This window comes from Megasphaera hominis (assembly GCF_014269395.1).
Classification (GTDB): domain Bacteria; phylum Bacillota; class Negativicutes; order Veillonellales; family Megasphaeraceae; genus Megasphaera; species Megasphaera hominis.
In genome coordinates, this window is sequence record NZ_JACOGK010000026.1 from 1 (window position 1) to 17716 (window position 17716).

The following is a 17716-nucleotide window of genomic DNA, read 5'->3' on the forward strand; positions in this document are numbered from 1 at the left end:
TGCAATGATTGAAGATTACATTGGCTATTACAATACTAAGCGTTTACAGAGAAAACTGGGTGTAGTAACCCCGATGGAAAAGCACAATAACTATTACGTGGCAGCATAAAAACTGCCACCGGATATCGGTGGCAGTAATAAGTACATGTTTTATTTTTTGCTCTGTCTACTTGACGGGGAGCGGTTCATTCCATGTGCTGGGCCTGTTCCCAAAGGCGCTGCATCTCATTGGCAATGCTGAGGAAATTTTCTCCTGCCATAGTCAGGCGCAACGCTTTCATGCCCTGGCCCCGTTCGACCAGCGTCAAATGGAGGCTTTCTTCCAGCTCCTTCAGGCGCTTGCTCACCGTCGACTGGGAAATATTCAGGCGCTGTGCCGCCTGGGAAATATTGAGCGTCCTGGCGACCATAATAAAAATACCGATATCCGTACTGTTGTACACAAACAAGACCTCCTCCTGTTATATGGCACGTATTATTCTCTAAATAAATAAATGTTTTAATACAAGCCATTCTTTTACAAACCTATTCTATCATAGAATATGTTTGTGCAAAACTTGCTATTTTACAAGTCCCCCATAATCCCGTATGATACATGGTAGGATATCTCTAAAGAATCGAGGTCATACTATGGTTTTCCTATTTATTCTCGAACATACAATGCTGCCCCTTTTCACACTCGTTCTCATCGGGTACCTTGTAGACAGACGCTTTCACATTACCGTCACGACATTATCTAAGTTCTTATTCTACCTCGTCGTCCCCAGCTTCATTTTCACCAACATTTACACGACCAGCTTCCCATCCAACAGCATCAACATCATTGCCTGTATTGCCATTTTCATGATTATTTGTTTTACCATAGCCAATATCATCAGCAAATGGCGTCACTACGACGCAGGCATGACGGAATCCTGTCGTAACGCCCTCATGTTCAACAACACGGGCAACCTGGGCGTAGCCCTCATCATCCTCGTCTTTTCCCATGAACCCTTCGTCGTCAACGGGCAAACGCCTTATTTGGCCGAAGCCATGGTCATCCAGATCATCATCTTCGTCATTCAGAGCGTTGGCCTCAACACGCTGGGCCTCTACCAGGCCGGCCGGGGCCGCCTCTCTGCCCGCGATACGATCAAGGTCATCTTCCAGATGCCCATCATCTACGTCTTCGTTGCCGCCGTCCTGTGCCGCACCTTTTCCCTCGATGCCAAAGCCTTTTACTTCTGGCCCATCATGGAAATGGCGGCCAAAGCCATTACGCCTGTCGCCATGTTTACCATTGGCGTCCAGCTCTCGCAAACGAAGATCAACTGGTTTGATAAAGAAGTCTGGATCGTCAGCTTCCTCAAATTCTTCATTCTCCCCCTCGTCGGCCTGGCCATGATCTACGGCGCCAACGCCCTCGTCCCGGGCACCTTCACAGCCGTCGGCGCCATCGTCTTCCTCATTTACTGCTCCATCCCGACCGCCGTCAACACGGCCATGTACGCCTTGGAATTCGATAATAATCCGGACTACGCCACACAGGTCGTCATGAACACGACCGCCCTCAGTGCCATATCTATGACAATCGTCATCTTTGTCGGGCATTTGCTATTCGTATAATCTGCACGCATTACGTCAACAGCGGTACAAAAATGAAGTTTCATTTTTGTACCGCTGTTTTTATGTTTTCCCAGCCCTTAGCGAAGCTGGTTGATATCCTTTTCAAAGACATACTCTGTCTGATTGTCCATATGATATTGCTTCAAGAGGCTGACAAAATCCCGTTCCTTTTTCCGAATATAGTGCAAAATCCGCCATTTAAAGAGAACGATTTCCCGCCGTTTCGTCCGTTCTGTTTGTTTATCCGTAACCATAAAAAGATTGCGCGCCGAGGTCTGTACGCCCAGGCCGGAAATCCAGCAGTTTTCCTTTTTCCGCAGCTCCAAACAGATGCTGTACGGCGCAAAAAACCACGTTTCATCGTCGAGGAGGTCGAGGGCAATTTTTGCCGTGTCGACGGAAAATTTAGGCACTACGTAGGACGGGAAATACAGGCTATGCCAATATACATAGTCACTGCCCCAATTAATATAAATTTGCTTTTCTCCGTCCAAGTCCGACGGCATGAGTACCGTTTTATCATTGATTTTATGACGGCTCACGACCATGAGTGTTTCCGAGTGGATATTGCGAACACGCACGTTGGGTATATGCTGTTCCCGCAAGGGAAAGCCTATGTCCAGGACGTTGAGACGCACTTGTTCATAAATATCGGCCGAATGCAGGGTCCTAATGTGGAGACGCCAATCCAAAGGGTCATTCTTGAGGAGGTTGTAAAATTCGCTGAAAAGATAGTTATTGACGCTGTTGACCGTACCGATAGTCAATTCCAGCGTCTGTGGCCGGTGTTGGAAATTTTCCACTTCCCTATCGATATCCAGCCAATTCTGGGCTAAAGGCAAGAACTGGCGTCCTGCTGCCGTCAGCTGCGTTTGCTTAGCGCCTTTACTGCGCAATACTAATTCTGCACCAACCGATTCTTCCAATTTTTTCAGGCGGTGACTGACAGCGGCCTGTGATATATATAAGGCCTGCGCCGTTTTACTGATATTATTGACGCCTGCCAGCATAACAAACGTCTCTAACAGATCTTTTTCCATAAGTCATTCCTCCGCACACTTTTTTACATATCTTTCTTGCGTAAATTGAATTATTCATATATCAACTAATTTATCAAATTATTATTTGTTTTTATTCTAATTCAAATTGGGTTATGATGTCAACGTAAGATACGTATCGAAATAAAGCATCACATAAACTCACTATTCACAACACACTTATTTATACCTGGGAGGAATTATCATGAAAATTATGGATTGTACACTTCGCGATGGTGCTAATGTTGTCGGTGCCGGTTTTTCCGTTGACTTAACGAAATTGATGATAGAAGGCCTCATTGCCAGCCAGATTACAACGATTGAATTAGGACACTGTACCGGCCTGGGCAGTATGCAGCACGGTGGCAAAGTATCACCTGTTACTGATGAAGAATATTTAGAAGCCATTCAGCCTTATATAAAACAGGCTCACTTGGGCATGTTCCAGTCCGCCAAAAACGCTGATGCTGACCTGATTCAATACGCTGCTAAGAAAGGCCTTTCCTTCCTGCGCGTCGGGGCCAATGCCGGCGACGGAAAAACGGCTATAGATGCCGTTAAAATGGTTCGTGCTGCCGGTCTCGAAGCAAAATACAGCCTCATGAAGGCCTATGTCCTGACACCGGATGAATTGGCTGCCGAAGCCGCCCTGCTCGAAGAAGCCGGCGTTCAGGCCATTACCATCATGGACTCCGCAGGCTACATGTTCCCGGAACAAGCTGCCGAATATACGCAAAAAGTAAAAGCTGCCGTTTCCATTCCCGTCGGCTTCCACGGCCACAGCAATTTAGGCCTGGCCATGGCAAACGCCCAAGCTGCTGCGAAGGCCGGTGCTGATTTCATCGATTGTGGTCTCATGGGCATGGCCCGTAGTGCCGGCAACATTACAACCGAAGGCGCGTTAGCCCTCTTCCGCCGTTTAGGCCAGTGCCAGGAATACGACTTCTACAAGCTCCTGCACTTCCTCGACGACCGGCTCATTCCGGCTATGGAAAAAGAAGGCTATCACACACCGGTCAAACCGCTCGACCTTATCCTGGGCTACTCCGGCTGTCACTCGAGCTTCGTCAATACCTTTAAAGAAGTAGCTGCAGAAAAGAATGTCGATCTCTATAAGCTGATCGTTGACGTATCAGATAAAAACCGTAAGAATCCGAGCCGTGAATTAATGGAAACGGTCGCTGCGACACTGTAAGAGACAGCTACTATTGAAATGGAAAGGATGACGCTTTGTGAAAACCTATATTTTTGACCCTATTTCTGATGATGCGCTGGCGTATGCCCGGGAACGGCTGCAGGTTGTGACCTGGCAGGATGCTGCCATTACGCAGGTTGCCAATGCAGAAGCCTGTATCGTACGTACGTATAAAATGGATAAGGCACAAATCGATGCCATGCCCAACTTAAAGATCATTGCCAAACACGGTGTCGGCACAGATAACATCGATATCCCCTATGCCAAGAGCAAAGGCATCTTGGTTACGAATACGCCGCGGGCCAATTCCAACTCCGTTGCCGAACAGGCCGTCGCCTTGATTCTCGATTGCTCCCGCAAGATTACACAGGCCCATATAGACAATGAAAAAGGCCTGGAGCGGAACCAGCCTATGTACCTGAAGGGGTACGAAATTACCGGCAAAAAACTCGGTCTCGTCGGCATCGGCCACATTGGTTACCTCGTTGGTTCCCACTTGAAACAGGGGTTTGATATGGATGTCTATGCTTATGACCCCTTCGTCACACAGAAGGCATGTGAAGACATGGGCTTCCACTATGTAAAGAATTTAAAGGATATTTTGACAGAGTGCGACGTCATTTCCATTTCCGTGCCGCTAACCAAAGATACGCGCGATTTGATCAATACAGAAGAATTCTCTCTCATGAAAGATACGGCCATCCTGATCAATACGTCCCGCGGCGGCATTGTAAACGAAGATGCCCTCTATCAGGCCTTACAGGAAAAGAAAATCTGGGGCGCCGGATTTGACGCCTTCGTCGCCGAACCCCTGCCAGCCCATGACCGTCTCTTCTCTTGCTTCAACTTTGTCGGCACGCCGCACAACGGTGCCAACACACGTGAAGCGCTGACCCGTATGGGTACCGGCGCTGTCGACGAAATTCTCCGTCTGGAAAAAGGCGAACCGACTCTGACCGACCTAGGCGCCCGCATCAAATAACGAACACTCCCAGCCACTATACACGCGCAAAAAAAGAGGTACTCATCCACTACGATGGGTACCTCTTTCTATTACTCTTTCTCTACGTTTCTGATAATATCTACGGCCTGCGTGCCCATGCGGATCATGGCTTCCTTCGTATTGGCTGCATTGTGGGGCGTCGCTACGAAGTTGAAGCACGTGAAGAGGACGTGGTCGGCCGGCAAGGGTTCCTGCAAAAAGGTGTCAAAGCCGGCGCCGAAGAGTTCGTTTTCCTGCAGGGCCTGGCACAGGGCGTCTTCATCGACGATGCCGCCGCGCGACGTGTTGATGAGGATGCTGCCCGGCTTGAAGAGGCGCAGCTCTTTGGCACCGATCATGTGGCGCGTCGCCTCGGTCAGGGGGACGGATACGGAAATGACGTCACAGGTTTGATAGATTTCTTCCGGCCCGGCGGCTCTGTGGAAGCCCAGTTCACGGCATGCGTCGTCGGTCAGATGAGGCGACCAGGCCGTAACGTCCATATTGAAGCCTGCCTGCAAGCGCCGGCCTACGCGGCTGCCAATGTGGCCTACGCCGATGAGGCCCAATTTCTTGCCTGTAATTTCACAGCCGCAGAGGAATTCCGGCATTTTCTGCTTCAGGCCGTGAATGCCTGCCAAATGGGATGCTGTAATCTTATGGGCACAGTCGAGGATCAGGCCGATGACCTGCTCGACGACAGATTCCACATTGGCTAAGGGTGTATTCTGCACTAAAATATGTTTTTCTTTGGCATAGGCCGTATCGATGGCATCGAGGCCTGTACCGTGTCTGGCAATGACCCGTAAGCGCGGCATGGCATCGATCATCTCCCGCGTGACCGGATGGGTCCGCACCATGAGCGCTTCCGCATCAGCCGGGTGGCGGCACGCGTCATCGTCCCACGTGACGACGTCCAAATAGCGCCGGGCATAGGCCAGTGCTTCCGGGGCGATGGGATCTAAAATATAGGTTTTCACTGCAGGTCCCTCGCTTAGACAAACAAGACATCCCGCGTATGCTGCAAAACGCGGTCCAGGCTGCCGCAGGCCGACTGGGGCGTATAAGCACCGCTGACGGCACCCTTGGCGACGCTGGAAATGATCAGTTCCATGTGTGTCGAATCGCTGTCCAAATAGATATGATGGGCATTCGTTTCTACAGCCGGGTCGACGATGATGACCGATTCGGTCCGGTCAAAGCCGATTCCTGCCAGGGCGACGGAGGCATGGACGTTGACGTTACGCGGAAAAAGCTCGCAGGCTTTACGCGTAGGCCCATCATACAGGACGGTCCGTTCTGTATCGGTCCGGCCCAGGCTTTTCGGGCTCTTGGTGGTCACGATCTTTATGGCCGTCCACATAGCGCGGCCGTCGAAGATGCCGTCCAGGCCCAGGATGGCGCCGTGGGGAATATACAGGTGATGGCCCGACGTTTGTTTGCACTGCACCATCGTGTCCCAGAAGGACGGATCACTAAACGCCGTGACGGAAAAGGTCAGGACATCTGTCGCCTGCAGCATGGTCACGCCCCATTCCTTGAGGACGCTGGCGTTGGCACATTCGATGATCAGGTCGGCCGTGGCGTAGAGGTCCTTATCCCCCTTAGTGACGACAGGAAAGGTATCCCCTGCCGCTTTGGTATAGACCGGGTCTTGGACAAAGGCCACGTCGACACCGTCCAGTTCTTTTATATGTTTCAAGAGGGCCTGGCCGATTTTGCCACAGCCCAAAAAACCGATTCGTTTCATAGTCTGCCTCCTTTATTTTCTATAGCGGTTCATGATGACCAGCAAGCGTTTCACCGCAGCAATGGCCGCTTCTTTATCCTGCGAGAAATTGAGGCGGATAGAATGGGTCCATTCCGGGCCAAATTCCGTGCCCGGCGTAACGATAACCTGGGCCAGCTCCTTGACGATAGATGTAAAGTCCGCAATGGGTACAGTCAGCTCCGGCAGGGTCGGGAACAGATAACTGCCCGCATTGGTAGAGCGGACAGTGACCCCTTCTTCCTTACGGAATAAGTCTAATAAGGCATCGCGGATTTCCTGATGGGCTGCTACGCGCTGAGGAATAAAGTCAGGCCCTTCGTGGAACCAGACGCGGAACAGGGGCTGGCAATAGCCGGCTGCCCGGAGGGTCATAATGGCCTGTAGCTTTTCCATCCGTTCGATAATGGCCGGCGTACCGAAGGCACAGCCCAGGCGGAAGCCGCTCATGGATTCCGTCTTCGACGGCCCGATTATCGTCACCAGCGTGTCCGGCCGTTCTGCCTGGGCACAAAGATGGGTAAAGGTCCGGCCTTCATAGATTTGGCGCGAATACAATTCGTCTACAATGACGGCGACCTTGTATTTTTTTGCCAGTTTGCCAATAGCCTGTACTTCTGCAGCACTATAGACAGCACCTGTCGGATTATTCGGATTGGAAAAGAGGAAGACCTGCACGCCCGCGGCAAAGACCTCTTCCAAGCGCTGCAGGTCCAGGCCGGCCCGGTTTTCATCGTCCATATACTGCAAGGGTACCGCGTGGATCGTCGCACCTAAGAAGGCGGCCAGCTTGTGGTTAGCAAAATAATCCGGCGTCACAATCGCTATATCCCCGCCGTAGGGCAAGAGGGAATTGACCGCCAGGAAGAGGGCGCCCTGCGTGCCTGCCGTCAGGATCAGGCCTTTATCGCCGTCAACGGGCGCACCCATAAAGGCGGCCAAATCGGCGGCCAGCTGTTCACGAATCGCCTTTTTCCCGCTATATTCCGTATACGCCTGCGCAGCGCCTTCAGCAAAGCCCTGCAAAAAGGCCTCCTTACTGGCCGGCGGTGGCGGAAACGCATCGACATCACCATGCGAAAAATCTACCTTGCGGCCGGCCAGTGCCGGGCCCTGCAAATCCAGAGCTTTGGCCTGCAAATTGACTTCCTGGCCCGGTGCATGTTCTACACCCAAAAGAGAAAACCGTTTTTCCAATTCGTCCATTCTGATCAGCTCATTTCCTACAAATTAACTCATAACACCTTTTTTTCTTTCAACGCCTCGATTTCATCTTTCCGTAATCCCAACAATTCTTCATACACTTTTTCATTATACTGGCCCAAAGACGGCGCAGGCGTCTTAAATTGAACCGGCGTATCCGAAAGCTTCAAGGGCGAACCCGTGACGGTAATCTTCCCTGCCTGAGGATGCTCCTGTTCGATAAACATCTGACGGTCTCCGGCAATGTGCGGATCGTGATACACCTGTTCAATATCGTAGATGGGTGCCGCCGGTACACCGCCATCGAGGCATTGCTGTACGACTTCAGCTACTGTATACCGGGCAGACCATGCTTCAATAATGTTCTTGATGGCTACGTGATTTTCAATGCGCTTCTGCGTATCTGCATATTCCGGGTCGTCTGCCAGTTCGGGATGCTTCATAATGCCGCAAAACAGCTTCCACAGCTTATTGTTACCGGCACCAATGACGCATTCCCCATCGGCACAGACAAAAGAATCGTAAGGATACATAGATTCATAGCGGTTGCCAATGCGCTGGGGCAGGCGGTGTTCGCCAAAGTAGATCATGTTGATGTTGCCCATGGCAGAAACGGCAGCATCGACCAAGGCAATATCTACCTTCTGGCCGCGGCCCGTGTGATTTCGGGCCTGCAAAGCGCCTAAGACGCCGATGGTCAGCCACAATCCCGAAAGGACATCACCCAGGGGTGTACCCGTACGGGTCGGGCCCGAATCCGGCCAGCCTGTCGTACTCATGAGGCCGCTCATGGCCTGGGCGATAATATCGTAGCCCGGCCGTTGTTCATAGCGGCCGCTGTGGCCAAAACCGGAAATGGAACCATAAATAATGCGGGGATTTACTTCCTTTAGTATATCATATCCGAGGCCTAATTTTTCCATCGTCCCCGGCCGGTAGTTTTCTATGACCAAATCGGATTTTTTCACCAGTTCCTTAAAGATTTCTTTTCCTTCCGGGGCCTTCAAATTCAGGGTGACGCCATACTTATTGCGGTTATTCGTCATATAGTATAAGCTTTCACCGTGAACGAAGGGTCCCAAATGACGCGTATCGTCGCCTTTTTCCGGTTGTTCAATTTTTATTACTTCAGCGCCCATATCCGATAAGATCATCGTACTATACGGACCGGCCAGCACGCGGGTCAAATCGAGGACCCGGATGCCTGCTAAAGCTCCCTTTTGTGCATCCATGTTACTTCTCCTTCCCTATGAAAAGAATAAGCTGCAGGCGTATGGCACTGCAGCTTATTGTATCCATCTATGACACGTTTAGTTCTGTTCTTTTAATACCTTCAGCCCTGTTTCATAACCAAGCTCTACGGCCTTCCGGTTCTGCTCAACAGCCTTATTGCCAATGGATTCAAGCAGTGCTTCTATTAAATGTTCCTGGCTTACATTCTTGACGATACCATTGATAAAGCCCATGGCCAGCGCATTGGCAAACAATTCCTTGCCCAGCTGCGTAATGGCAATTTCCGTAAGGGGAGCCTTATATACCTTGACATCCGTCCGTTTAGGGAACTGGTCAATGTAGAAGGAATCGCAAAGGACGATGCCGCCGGGTTTTACCGTATCGATAAACTTATCCAGCGCTTTCTGCGACATAGCCAGCAAGATATCCGGCTGCGTTACATGAAGATGATGAATCGGTTTATCACTGTACATGGCTTCCCCGCTGGAAGCACCACCGCGGGCTTCAATGCCGTATACCTGTGACTGGACGACATTGTACCCTTCTTTCGCTAATGCTGTCGCATAAATGACACTGCCTAATACGACGCCTTGACCGCCGAAGCCGCAAAAGCGCATTTCAATCCGATCTTGTTCCATCTGCTTTTCCCCCTTATGCCTGTTCCTGAACGCGGGCCAGCAGTTCTTCGTACCGCGTATTCAAATCGATGCCTTCTTTATCAAGGAATACGCCAGTCGGGAATTTGCCTGCCAATTCATCTTCGCTCATGGTCTTCGCCTTTTCAATCGGTACGGTCATGTCTTTGATGCGGTTGATCATCTTGACAGGATCGGCCATCTTATTGCGGCGGCCAAATTGGGTCGGGCACGTCGTGAGGACTTCTACGAAAGAAAAGCCCTTGTGTTCCATGGCACCTTTAATGACTTTTTCCAGGTTATTGACGTTGTACACATCACCGCGGGCAACATACGTTGCACCGGAGCCGATGGCCAGCTTGCAGCCATCAAAGCTCGGTTCGATCATGCCGTACGGCGACGTCGTAGCAATACCGCCGGCCGGTGTCGTCGGTGCGTACTGGCCGCCGGTCATGCCATAAATTTCATTGCGGAAGGTAATGGCCGTAATATCGAGGTTGCGGCGGCAGGCATGGATGAAATGGTTACCGCCAATGGCCAGGGAGTCGCCATCGCCCATGAAGACGATGACCTTCGTGTCCGGTTTGGCCAGCTTGACGCCCGTTGCAAAGGCAATAGCCCGGCCATGCGTAACACGCAATACGTTGAAGTCGAGCAGCGTCGGCGTACGGCCGGCACAGCCAATGGCACAGCAGAGAACCGTGTTGCTTCTATCATAGCCCAGTTTTTCATAGGCCCGTAAGAAGGCATTTAAGACAACGCCATCGGTACAGCCCGGGCACGTAAACAGTGGGAACGCACTTTCTTTGATATAATCATGTACACTCATTTTTCACTGACCTCCTTAATCACCTTTTCAATCTGTTCTGGCATAATAACCGTCCCATCATAGACATTAAGGGGAATGACCTGTGTACAATCCCGGGTATATTCTTTGACTTTATGTACGAGCTGCCCCATATTCATTTCCGGTACGATAACGGCCTTCGCATGTTCCGTCGCTTTCATGAGCGGTTCATCCGGGAAGGGCCATAAGGTAATGGGCCGGAACAGGCCTGCTTTGATGCCCTGTTTGCGCATGGCATGAACGGCTTCCGTAGCCGAACGCGATACACAGCCGACAGCTACGACTACGATGTCTGCGTCATCGAGATCGACAGCTTCCCATTCCCAAATATCTTCCTTATGGCGATCCAATTTGCCATTAATACGGTCTAAAGAGCACTGCAGCGTTGCCGGCGACAGGTTAGGCATGCCATCGGCACCGTGATGCATGCCTTGGATAACGTAGCGATAGCCTTCTTTATTACCAAAGGGCATGAGGTGGACAATGCCTTCTGCGTCCGGTTCATAGGGCTTATATTCTTCCGGCGGTACGTCCGGCAGCTTACGGTTGATGATTTCTACGTTTTCATATTCGCTGAGATCAATATTTTCCCGCATATGGCCAATGGTTTCATCCATCAGGAGGATGACCGGGGACATATATTTTTCTGCGAGATTAAAAGCACGGATGGTCGTTTTGTAAATTTCTTTTACGGAATTCGGATAGAGAACGATCATGGGGCAATCGCCGGAACGGCCATATTTTACTTGCATCAGGTCGCCTTGGGCACAAACCGTAGCACCGCCGGTGCTCGGGCCGCTGCGCTGTACGTCGACGATGACGACAGGAATTTCTGTCATGGCTGCATAGGCGATGTTTTCCTGCTTTAAGTCGAAGCCGGCGCCACTCGTTGCCGTAATGGCCTTCACGCCCATGACGGAGGCACCAATAACGGCGCCCATGCTGGCGATTTCATCTTCCATCTGAATGAACTTGCCGCCGACCTTAGGTAAATCCTCGGACAGATATTCACCGATTTCAGAAGCCGGTGTAATCGGATAGCTGGCACAAAAACGTGCGCCTGCTTTAATGGCCCCCATGGTGCAGGCCTTGTTCCCTTGAATCAGTTTTCTCGTATTTGCCATGATTATTCCCCTTTCTCCGTCACCGTTACTGCGAAATCAGGGCAGCGCAGGGTACACATCCGGCAGCCGATACATTCATGTTCCGGTTTGACGAAAATTTCTTTTTTTATGGTAATTCCAAATACATCCTTCGGGCAAAATCCCTTGCAAATACCACAGTTTTTACACCATGCTTTATTGATCGCTACTGCAAATTTTGACACGATAGATACCTCCCATACACTACTCAGTCTTCAAAATCCTTGCGATACAACCATACGGCACCTTTTTCGGCACCGGATACACCATGGCGGTACGCGTTGAGCATACCCGTCGCTTTATGGTCCGGTCTCTTTACGTCTTTCTTGCGAGCTTCCAGTTCTTCGTCCGTCAGTTTGACGTTGATCGTATTGGCATCGAGATCGATTTCGATAATGTCGCCGGTCTTTACGAGAGCCAGGGGACCGCCATCCCAGGCTTCCGGTGTAATATGGCCTACACAGGGTCCCCGTGTAGCACCGGAGAAGCGACCGTCGGTGATCATGGCTACAGACGTATGGAGTCCCATGCCGACCAGCATGGCTGCCGGAATAGAGAGCTCACGCATACCCGGGCCGCCCTTAGGGCCTTCGTAGCGGATGACCAGGACCGAACCCGGTTCGACCTTCTGCGTCAGCAGGTAATCCCGTACTTCTTCTTCCGAATCAAAGACTACGGCCGGACCGGTATGGTGGTACATCTTGGGATCGACGCCGCTCTTCTTGACGACGGCACCGAGCGGTGCCAGGTTTCCTTTCAGGACACCGAAGCAGCCATGGGGATAAAGCGGATCCGTTACGTCGTGAATGATGGAGCGGTCAATCTGAATATCAGCATGTTCCAGGAATTCACCTAAGGTACCGCCAAAGGAAAGGGGTACGGACAAATCGAGATAATTGCGAATCGTAGAAAGGACAGCCGGAACGCCGCCAGCCTGATGATACGTGTTGATATTTGGCTGGGCAGAGGGCTTAAATTTCCCTACTACCGGTACTTTGGCCTGTAAGGCTGCAAAGTCTTCCAGTGTGAAATCGAGGCCCATGACAGTGGCAATGGCCAGGCTGTGCAAAATGGCATTGGTCGAGCCGCCCGTTGCGGAAATGTATTTGATACCGTTTGCCATGGATTTACGATTGAAGAAATCAGAGAAGTGTTTGCCTTCGTTGACCAGTTCTACAATGCGTTCGCCTGTATCACGGGACTGACGGATCTTTTCGCTGTCGCAGAAGAGCATCGTCGTCGAGCCAAAGGGTGCTACGCCGACGGCTTCGAGGAAGCAGCCCATCGTATTGGCTGTGCCGTACATGGAGCACGTACCGGCAGAAGCACACATCTTTGTCCGCCAGCGGTCAAAGGTTTCTTCTGTAATATCGCCCTTACGCCGTTTGCCAATGGCTTCCTTCAAATCACTCGTGCAATAGGTCGTGCCGCATTCATGATAAGGAAGCATCGCTCCGGCTGTCAGGAAGAGAGCCGGCAGGTCAAGGTGGGCCGCTGCCATGAGCATGCCCGGAATAATCTTGTCACACGAGCCCAGGAACACCAGGCCGTCAAAGCCATGCGCCGAGGCCATAGCTTCTGTCGAAGCGGCGATCAAATCACGGGACGGCAAAATGTGGTGCATGCCTTCGCCCTGGGCCATACCATCGCACGGTCCGATGACACCGAATTCAACAGGCGTACCACCGGCTGCCCAGATACCTTCTTTGACGTACTGGGCAATTTCCCGGAAGGGCTTATGACCCGGATTGGCATCGTTGTAGGAATTGACAATACCGATCACCGGTTTAGCCATGTCCTTTTTGCGATACCCTGACGCACTCATGAGACCAATGTAATAGGCTTCTGTCATATCTTGCGGATTTCCTCGTTTTCCCATCTTCTATTCCTCCTCATAGGTAGTATTGACTTTGTTTCTATGTCTATACTGTACTACCATTTTCATAAGTCGTAAAACGAATATTTTCTATATTTTTAATCGTATTTCGGAATATTTACTTTGCCGTTACCGATAACCATGGTATGGTTACGCGGAAATATTCCAGTAAAATATTTTCTGTTATATTCATTCCAGATTAGAATATTTTACCGTCGTGCAATGACGAAAAGCTCGTTGCCGCCAATCGTTTCAGCAGCGGTCATTTCGCCACTGGCTACGCGGATAATCATATCCAGCAAGCGTTCTCCTTCCGAATCGATCGTACCTTCGCCGCGGATAACGCCGCCGGCGTTGAAATCGAAGTTTTCCTTCATATGTTCATACGTATGATCATTGCCGGTGATCTTAATGACCGGCACGAAGGGAAAACCTGTGGGATTGCCGCGGCCCGTCGTAAAGGCGACGATCTGGGCACCGCAGCCGATCATGCCCGTGACGACTTCTCCGTCCTGGCTTTCGTATTCCATGAGGAACAAGCCCTTCTTCCCGTCTTCCGGCGGCGTAGCATATGACAGCACGTCCACAATAGGCGAGGTTCCCGATTTATGGACACCACCCATGGCCTTTTCGACAATAGTCGAAACACCACCGACAAAGTTCCCCGGCGAAATCAACGCGTTCCGTGTGGGGAAACGGGGGTCAATACGGGACTGCAGGTGATTTTCGATGTGCGTAATGGCATCGTATACCTTGTCAGCTACAGCCGGTGTGACCGCCCGTGCAGCCAACTGATCTTCCGTGCCAATGAGCTCGTTCAATTCGGACAAAATGGCACTGCCGCCTTGGGCCGTAATGAGGTCGCATGCTTTACCGACAACAGGGTTGGCCGCTAAGCCGCTCGTAGCATCCGTACCGCCACATTTCGTAGCCACCATGAGTTCAGACAAGGGGCAGTCCTGCCGTTTCAATTGGGATGCCCATTGGACAAACTTCCGGGCCGCTTCTACGCCCTTGGCAATGGTGGTCGTCGTACCGCCTTCTTCCTGTATGATGAAGTGCGCCACAGGCTTACCGCTTTCTTTGATGCCTTCATAGAGTTCGTGCGAGCTGAAGCGTTCACAGCCCAGGCCGATGACGACGACAGCGGCAATATTGGGATGACAGCCCATGGCCTTCAGCGTACGGGCCGTCAACTCAAAATCATAGCCAATCTGCGTGCAGCCTACAGGGTGGCGCAAGGCAATGGCGCCATTCACCTGGCGGGCAATCGCTTCGGCTGTAGAATTGGCACAAAAGACAGACGGAATAATCGCCACATAATTGCGGGTACCTACACGTCCATCCGGACGCACATAGCCCTTAAAGGTCTTAGTCTCTATGTTCATGTTCAGGTCTCCTTTTCGTCCCCCGTTCGCAATAAATATTGCCATGTACCCAGGCCCCTTTTTTGATGGGTTCCTTCGCGTTGCCAATGGGTACACCATATTTATAGACCGGTTCGTCCTTTGCAAAGTCTTTTAAGGCCACCTTGTGAGCAAATTCGATATCTTCTAAGAGCGTAACCTGCTCTCCTCTCTGCTCAATGTAGTCACCCTTGTGGGCGTCTTCCAGGACGACAGCCACGTTGTCTGCCGGATGAATGATCAAGCTTTTAATAAACATGAGTAAGCCTCCTTAGAATCCCAGGGCATTTAACAGCATACAGCCACCTAAGCCCATGAGCCCTAAAATCGTCGTATACACGGAACGGGTCTTGATGGCATCGATAACTGTCAGGTTGTAATATTCTTTGTAAAGCCAGAAGCCTGCATCATTGACATGGGATGTCCAGGCACTGCCGCAGGCCGTTGCCAAAACCATCAATTCTACGCTGACGCCGCAATCGGGAATGATCGGCGCAATTAAACCGGATGCCGTCATAACCGAAACCGTTGCCGAGCCTACGGACAAGCGCAAGGCTGCTGCAATAGACCAAGCCATAACCAGCGGGGAAACGTTCAGGCCCTGCATGGTATCTTTTACTACCATAGCTACGCCGGAATCGACGATAACCTGTTTGAACGCACCACCGGCGGCGATGATCAGGATAATCATAGCGACGCTCTTTACAGAATCCTTTAAGGACTTAACCACAGCTTCTGTCGTATGTCCTCTCCGGATCCCCAAGAGATACGAGCCCAGTAATACAGAACAGAGCAAGGCGATCGGTGCTCCGCCAAAGAAATTGATGACCTTCATGAAAGGCAGATTCTTCGGGAACATCAGGTCAAACACAGTAGCAATAGCCATCAAAAAGATCGGCAATAAAGCACAGAGAATGCTGACACCAAAGCTTGGCATTTCATCATCCTTAAAAATCTTCGGCGTTGTCATCCCTTCAGGAATGGTACAGTTAATACGTTCAATATACGGCAAACGCTTAAAAAGCCATGTAATAAAGGTTGCAATCGGCAAAGCAAGCACCAAGCCATATAACAGGGTTTTGCCCATCAGCGCACCATAGGCATCGCAAACGGCTGCCGGACCGGGATGCGGTGGCAAAAAGCCATGGGTAATGGACAAGGCAATGACCGCCGGCAAGCCGACATACATCAGTGATTTCTTCGTATCGATAACAACCGTGTAGATGATTGGAATCATGACGATCAATGCCGCTTCAAAGAACATGGTCACACCGATGATAAAAGCCGTCAGCATCATAGCCCATTGCAGGTTATTCATGCCAAAGGTCTTAATCATGGTCGTCGAAATTCGTTGTGCCGCACCGGAATCACTCAGCAAGCGCCCCAGCATAGCCCCAAAGGCGATGACCAGAATCAGGCTCTTTAACTGGCCGCCAATACCGTTGTAGATGGATACCGTAACCTTGGAAATATCCATCCCTTCCAGTAAGCCTACGCCTAAAGACACCAGAATCAGTGAAATAAACGCATCGAACTTCAAGTACACCAACATCACCAGTAAAGCCACAACACCTAGCGCAACAATAGCTAAACTCATAAAGTTCACGTCCTCTCTTCTCTTTTATTTTTTTGTACTGCGCCTACTGCACCAAAAATACTAAGATGCAGCTCTTACCTATAATCTAAGCGAAATTTAAGGTTGTGTAAAATGAATATTAGTATATAATAATATTATGTTTTGGAATATTTTTAGTAAACGAGCTGTGTCAATGTTCATTACAACAATATTTTTACATCAATAATCGTTATTGTTTCCATAGCAGAATATTAATTATCTGTTTTTTTCATATATAACAGTGAGGTGAAGCACAAAATGTACGACATTTCCGACCTTGAAATATTTTTAATGCTTTCAAAAACGCAGAGCATATCTAAAACGGCAGAACAGCTGAACATGGCCCAATCGACGATCAGCAAAAAGCTGAAAAATTTGGAAGAAGAGCTGGGCACGACCTTGGTCGAACGCAGCAAGGGCACGAAAACCTTTTCCATGACGCCGGCAGGCACGCACCTCTTGGAAATCGCCAACCAAATTACGGTTCTCTGGTCCAAGGCCCATGGCCTGAACAGTCACAACTTCAAGCCCATGCTGACTCTGGCTTCCCTGAGCAGTCTCAACCAATCCATTTTCCCGTCTATCCTGTCCCACATGCACCAGAAAATTCCTGATCTCAAGATGAACATCCTGACGGTCCATTCACCGGAAGTGTACGATCTCGTCGAAAGCCGTCAGGCTGACATTGGCTTTACGCTGATTGAAAAGATTACGCCGACGACGATCGTACGCAAGTGGTTTTCTGAGCCTATGGTCGTCGTCCGCAGCCCTGATTACAAATGCCCGAAAAACAAGATCTTTTCGCCGCAGGAGCTGAATCCGGAAGACGAAATCTTTTACTCTGCCGGGACAACCTTTACACTCTGGCATGACCAATGGTTCCCGCCGGCTGACCAGTGCAACATTCAGATCGATGCTATCTCCCTCGTGCCATACCTCTTGGATGATGTCGATCACTGGAGCATTTTGCCTCTTACGGTGGCCCGCTTCATCCAGCAGTACAAGCCGTACAAAATATTCTCCCTCTCTGTCCGTCCGCCTGACCGCGTCTGCTACACCGTGACACACAAATTCCCTACGGCCAATACCTTAAAAGTACTGGAATATTTGACACCCTATTTGGACAAGTTTTCTGAAAGCGACTACCACATCCATTTCTGACGCTCAGGAGG

At 50.5% G+C, this 17716-nt stretch carries 19 protein-coding genes; 5 read left to right on the forward strand and 14 right to left on the reverse strand.

From position 1 onward, the window contains the following. The first annotated feature begins 4 nt into the window (after positions 1-4). Entirely contained in the window at positions 5-109 is a 105-nt protein-coding gene (locus tag H8J70_RS12880) for an IS3 family transposase (protein ID WP_425489114.1), read from the forward strand. Between the two features lie 76 nt (positions 110-185). On the opposite strand, the gene H8J70_RS08955 is transcribed toward H8J70_RS12880, so the two are convergent. Further along, entirely contained in the window at positions 186-443 is a 258-nt protein-coding gene (locus H8J70_RS08955; protein WP_186503693.1) for a LysR family transcriptional regulator, read from the reverse strand. A gap of 187 nt (positions 444-630) precedes the next feature. Between H8J70_RS08955 and H8J70_RS08960 the strand changes: the two genes are divergently transcribed. Continuing rightward, positions 631-1605 carry an AEC family transporter gene (locus H8J70_RS08960; protein WP_186503695.1) on the forward strand — a complete coding sequence of 325 codons (975 nt, stop codon included), beginning with the start codon at positions 631-633 and terminating at the stop codon, positions 1603-1605. A gap of 77 nt (positions 1606-1682) precedes the next feature. Here the strand turns inward: H8J70_RS08960 and H8J70_RS08965 are convergent, their stop codons facing one another. Then, the gene (locus tag H8J70_RS08965; RefSeq protein ID WP_186503697.1) at positions 1683-2645 is read right to left on the reverse strand and encodes a LysR family transcriptional regulator; all 963 of its coding nucleotides are present in this window, start codon (positions 2643-2645) and stop codon (positions 1683-1685) included. A 202-nt stretch (positions 2646-2847) separates the two neighbouring features. On the opposite strand from H8J70_RS08965, the gene H8J70_RS08970 reads away from it, so the two are divergent. Together H8J70_RS08970 and H8J70_RS08975 are read left to right on the forward strand one after the other, a co-directional pair. Then, positions 2848-3837 carry a beta/alpha barrel domain-containing protein gene (locus H8J70_RS08970; RefSeq protein ID WP_186503699.1) on the forward strand — a complete coding sequence of 330 codons (990 nt, stop codon included), beginning with the start codon at positions 2848-2850 and terminating at the stop codon, positions 3835-3837. A 37-nt stretch (positions 3838-3874) separates the two neighbouring features. Further along, positions 3875-4819, forward strand: a complete 945-nt coding sequence (locus H8J70_RS08975) for a hydroxyacid dehydrogenase (RefSeq protein WP_186503701.1) — start codon at positions 3875-3877, stop codon at positions 4817-4819. A 71-nt stretch (positions 4820-4890) separates the two neighbouring features. Here H8J70_RS08975 and H8J70_RS08980 read toward each other — a convergent pair whose 3' ends face one another. From H8J70_RS08980 to H8J70_RS09035, 12 genes are all read right to left on the reverse strand, one after another. After that, the gene (locus H8J70_RS08980; protein WP_186503703.1) at positions 4891-5799 is read right to left on the reverse strand and encodes a hydroxyacid dehydrogenase; all 909 of its coding nucleotides are present in this window, start codon (positions 5797-5799) and stop codon (positions 4891-4893) included. A 14-nt stretch (positions 5800-5813) separates the two neighbouring features. Continuing rightward, positions 5814-6569, reverse strand: coding sequence for an aspartate dehydrogenase domain-containing protein (locus tag H8J70_RS08985; RefSeq protein ID WP_186503705.1), 756 nt, complete (start codon positions 6567-6569; stop codon positions 5814-5816). A 12-nt stretch (positions 6570-6581) separates the two neighbouring features. Beyond that, the gene (locus tag H8J70_RS08990; RefSeq protein ID WP_186503707.1) at positions 6582-7793 is read right to left on the reverse strand and encodes a pyridoxal phosphate-dependent aminotransferase; all 1212 of its coding nucleotides are present in this window, start codon (positions 7791-7793) and stop codon (positions 6582-6584) included. Positions 7794-7822: 29 nt separating this feature from the next. Next, positions 7823-9022 carry a CaiB/BaiF CoA transferase family protein gene (locus H8J70_RS08995; protein WP_186503709.1) on the reverse strand — a complete coding sequence of 400 codons (1200 nt, stop codon included), beginning with the start codon at positions 9020-9022 and terminating at the stop codon, positions 7823-7825. A 78-nt stretch (positions 9023-9100) separates the two neighbouring features. Further along, the gene (locus tag H8J70_RS09000; RefSeq protein WP_186503711.1) at positions 9101-9661 is read right to left on the reverse strand and encodes a 2-oxoacid:acceptor oxidoreductase family protein; all 561 of its coding nucleotides are present in this window, start codon (positions 9659-9661) and stop codon (positions 9101-9103) included. Positions 9662-9674: 13 nt separating this feature from the next. Further along, positions 9675-10487 (reverse strand): thiamine pyrophosphate-dependent enzyme, encoded by an 813-nt coding sequence (locus H8J70_RS09005; RefSeq protein ID WP_186503713.1) that lies wholly within the window; start codon positions 10485-10487, stop codon positions 9675-9677. Next, positions 10484-11629, reverse strand: coding sequence for a 2-oxoacid:acceptor oxidoreductase subunit alpha (locus tag H8J70_RS09010; RefSeq protein WP_186503714.1), 1146 nt, complete (start codon positions 11627-11629; stop codon positions 10484-10486). The genes H8J70_RS09005 and H8J70_RS09010 overlap by 4 nt, the downstream gene beginning before the upstream one ends. Positions 11630-11631: 2 nt before the next feature. Then, positions 11632-11832 (reverse strand): 4Fe-4S dicluster domain-containing protein, encoded by a 201-nt coding sequence (locus H8J70_RS09015; protein WP_288201665.1) that lies wholly within the window; start codon positions 11830-11832, stop codon positions 11632-11634. Between the two features lie 23 nt (positions 11833-11855). Further along, positions 11856-13526 (reverse strand): dihydroxy-acid dehydratase, encoded by a 1671-nt coding sequence (gene ilvD, locus H8J70_RS09020; protein ID WP_186503715.1) that lies wholly within the window; start codon positions 13524-13526, stop codon positions 11856-11858. 206 nt (positions 13527-13732) lie between these two features. After that, positions 13733-14911 carry a UxaA family hydrolase gene (locus tag H8J70_RS09025; protein ID WP_186503717.1) on the reverse strand — a complete coding sequence of 393 codons (1179 nt, stop codon included), beginning with the start codon at positions 14909-14911 and terminating at the stop codon, positions 13733-13735. Beyond that, complete coding sequence (locus H8J70_RS09030) at positions 14895-15188, reverse strand: UxaA family hydrolase (RefSeq protein ID WP_186503719.1); 294 nt, start codon at positions 15186-15188, stop codon at positions 14895-14897. The genes H8J70_RS09025 and H8J70_RS09030 overlap by 17 nt, the downstream gene beginning before the upstream one ends. A gap of 12 nt (positions 15189-15200) precedes the next feature. Beyond that, the gene (locus H8J70_RS09035; RefSeq protein ID WP_186503720.1) at positions 15201-16526 is read right to left on the reverse strand and encodes a gluconate:H+ symporter; all 1326 of its coding nucleotides are present in this window, start codon (positions 16524-16526) and stop codon (positions 15201-15203) included. A 276-nt stretch (positions 16527-16802) separates the two neighbouring features. Between H8J70_RS09035 and H8J70_RS09040 the strand changes: the two genes are divergently transcribed. After that, positions 16803-17705 carry a LysR family transcriptional regulator gene (locus tag H8J70_RS09040; protein WP_222433656.1) on the forward strand — a complete coding sequence of 301 codons (903 nt, stop codon included), beginning with the start codon at positions 16803-16805 and terminating at the stop codon, positions 17703-17705. Positions 17706-17716 lie beyond the last annotated feature (11 nt).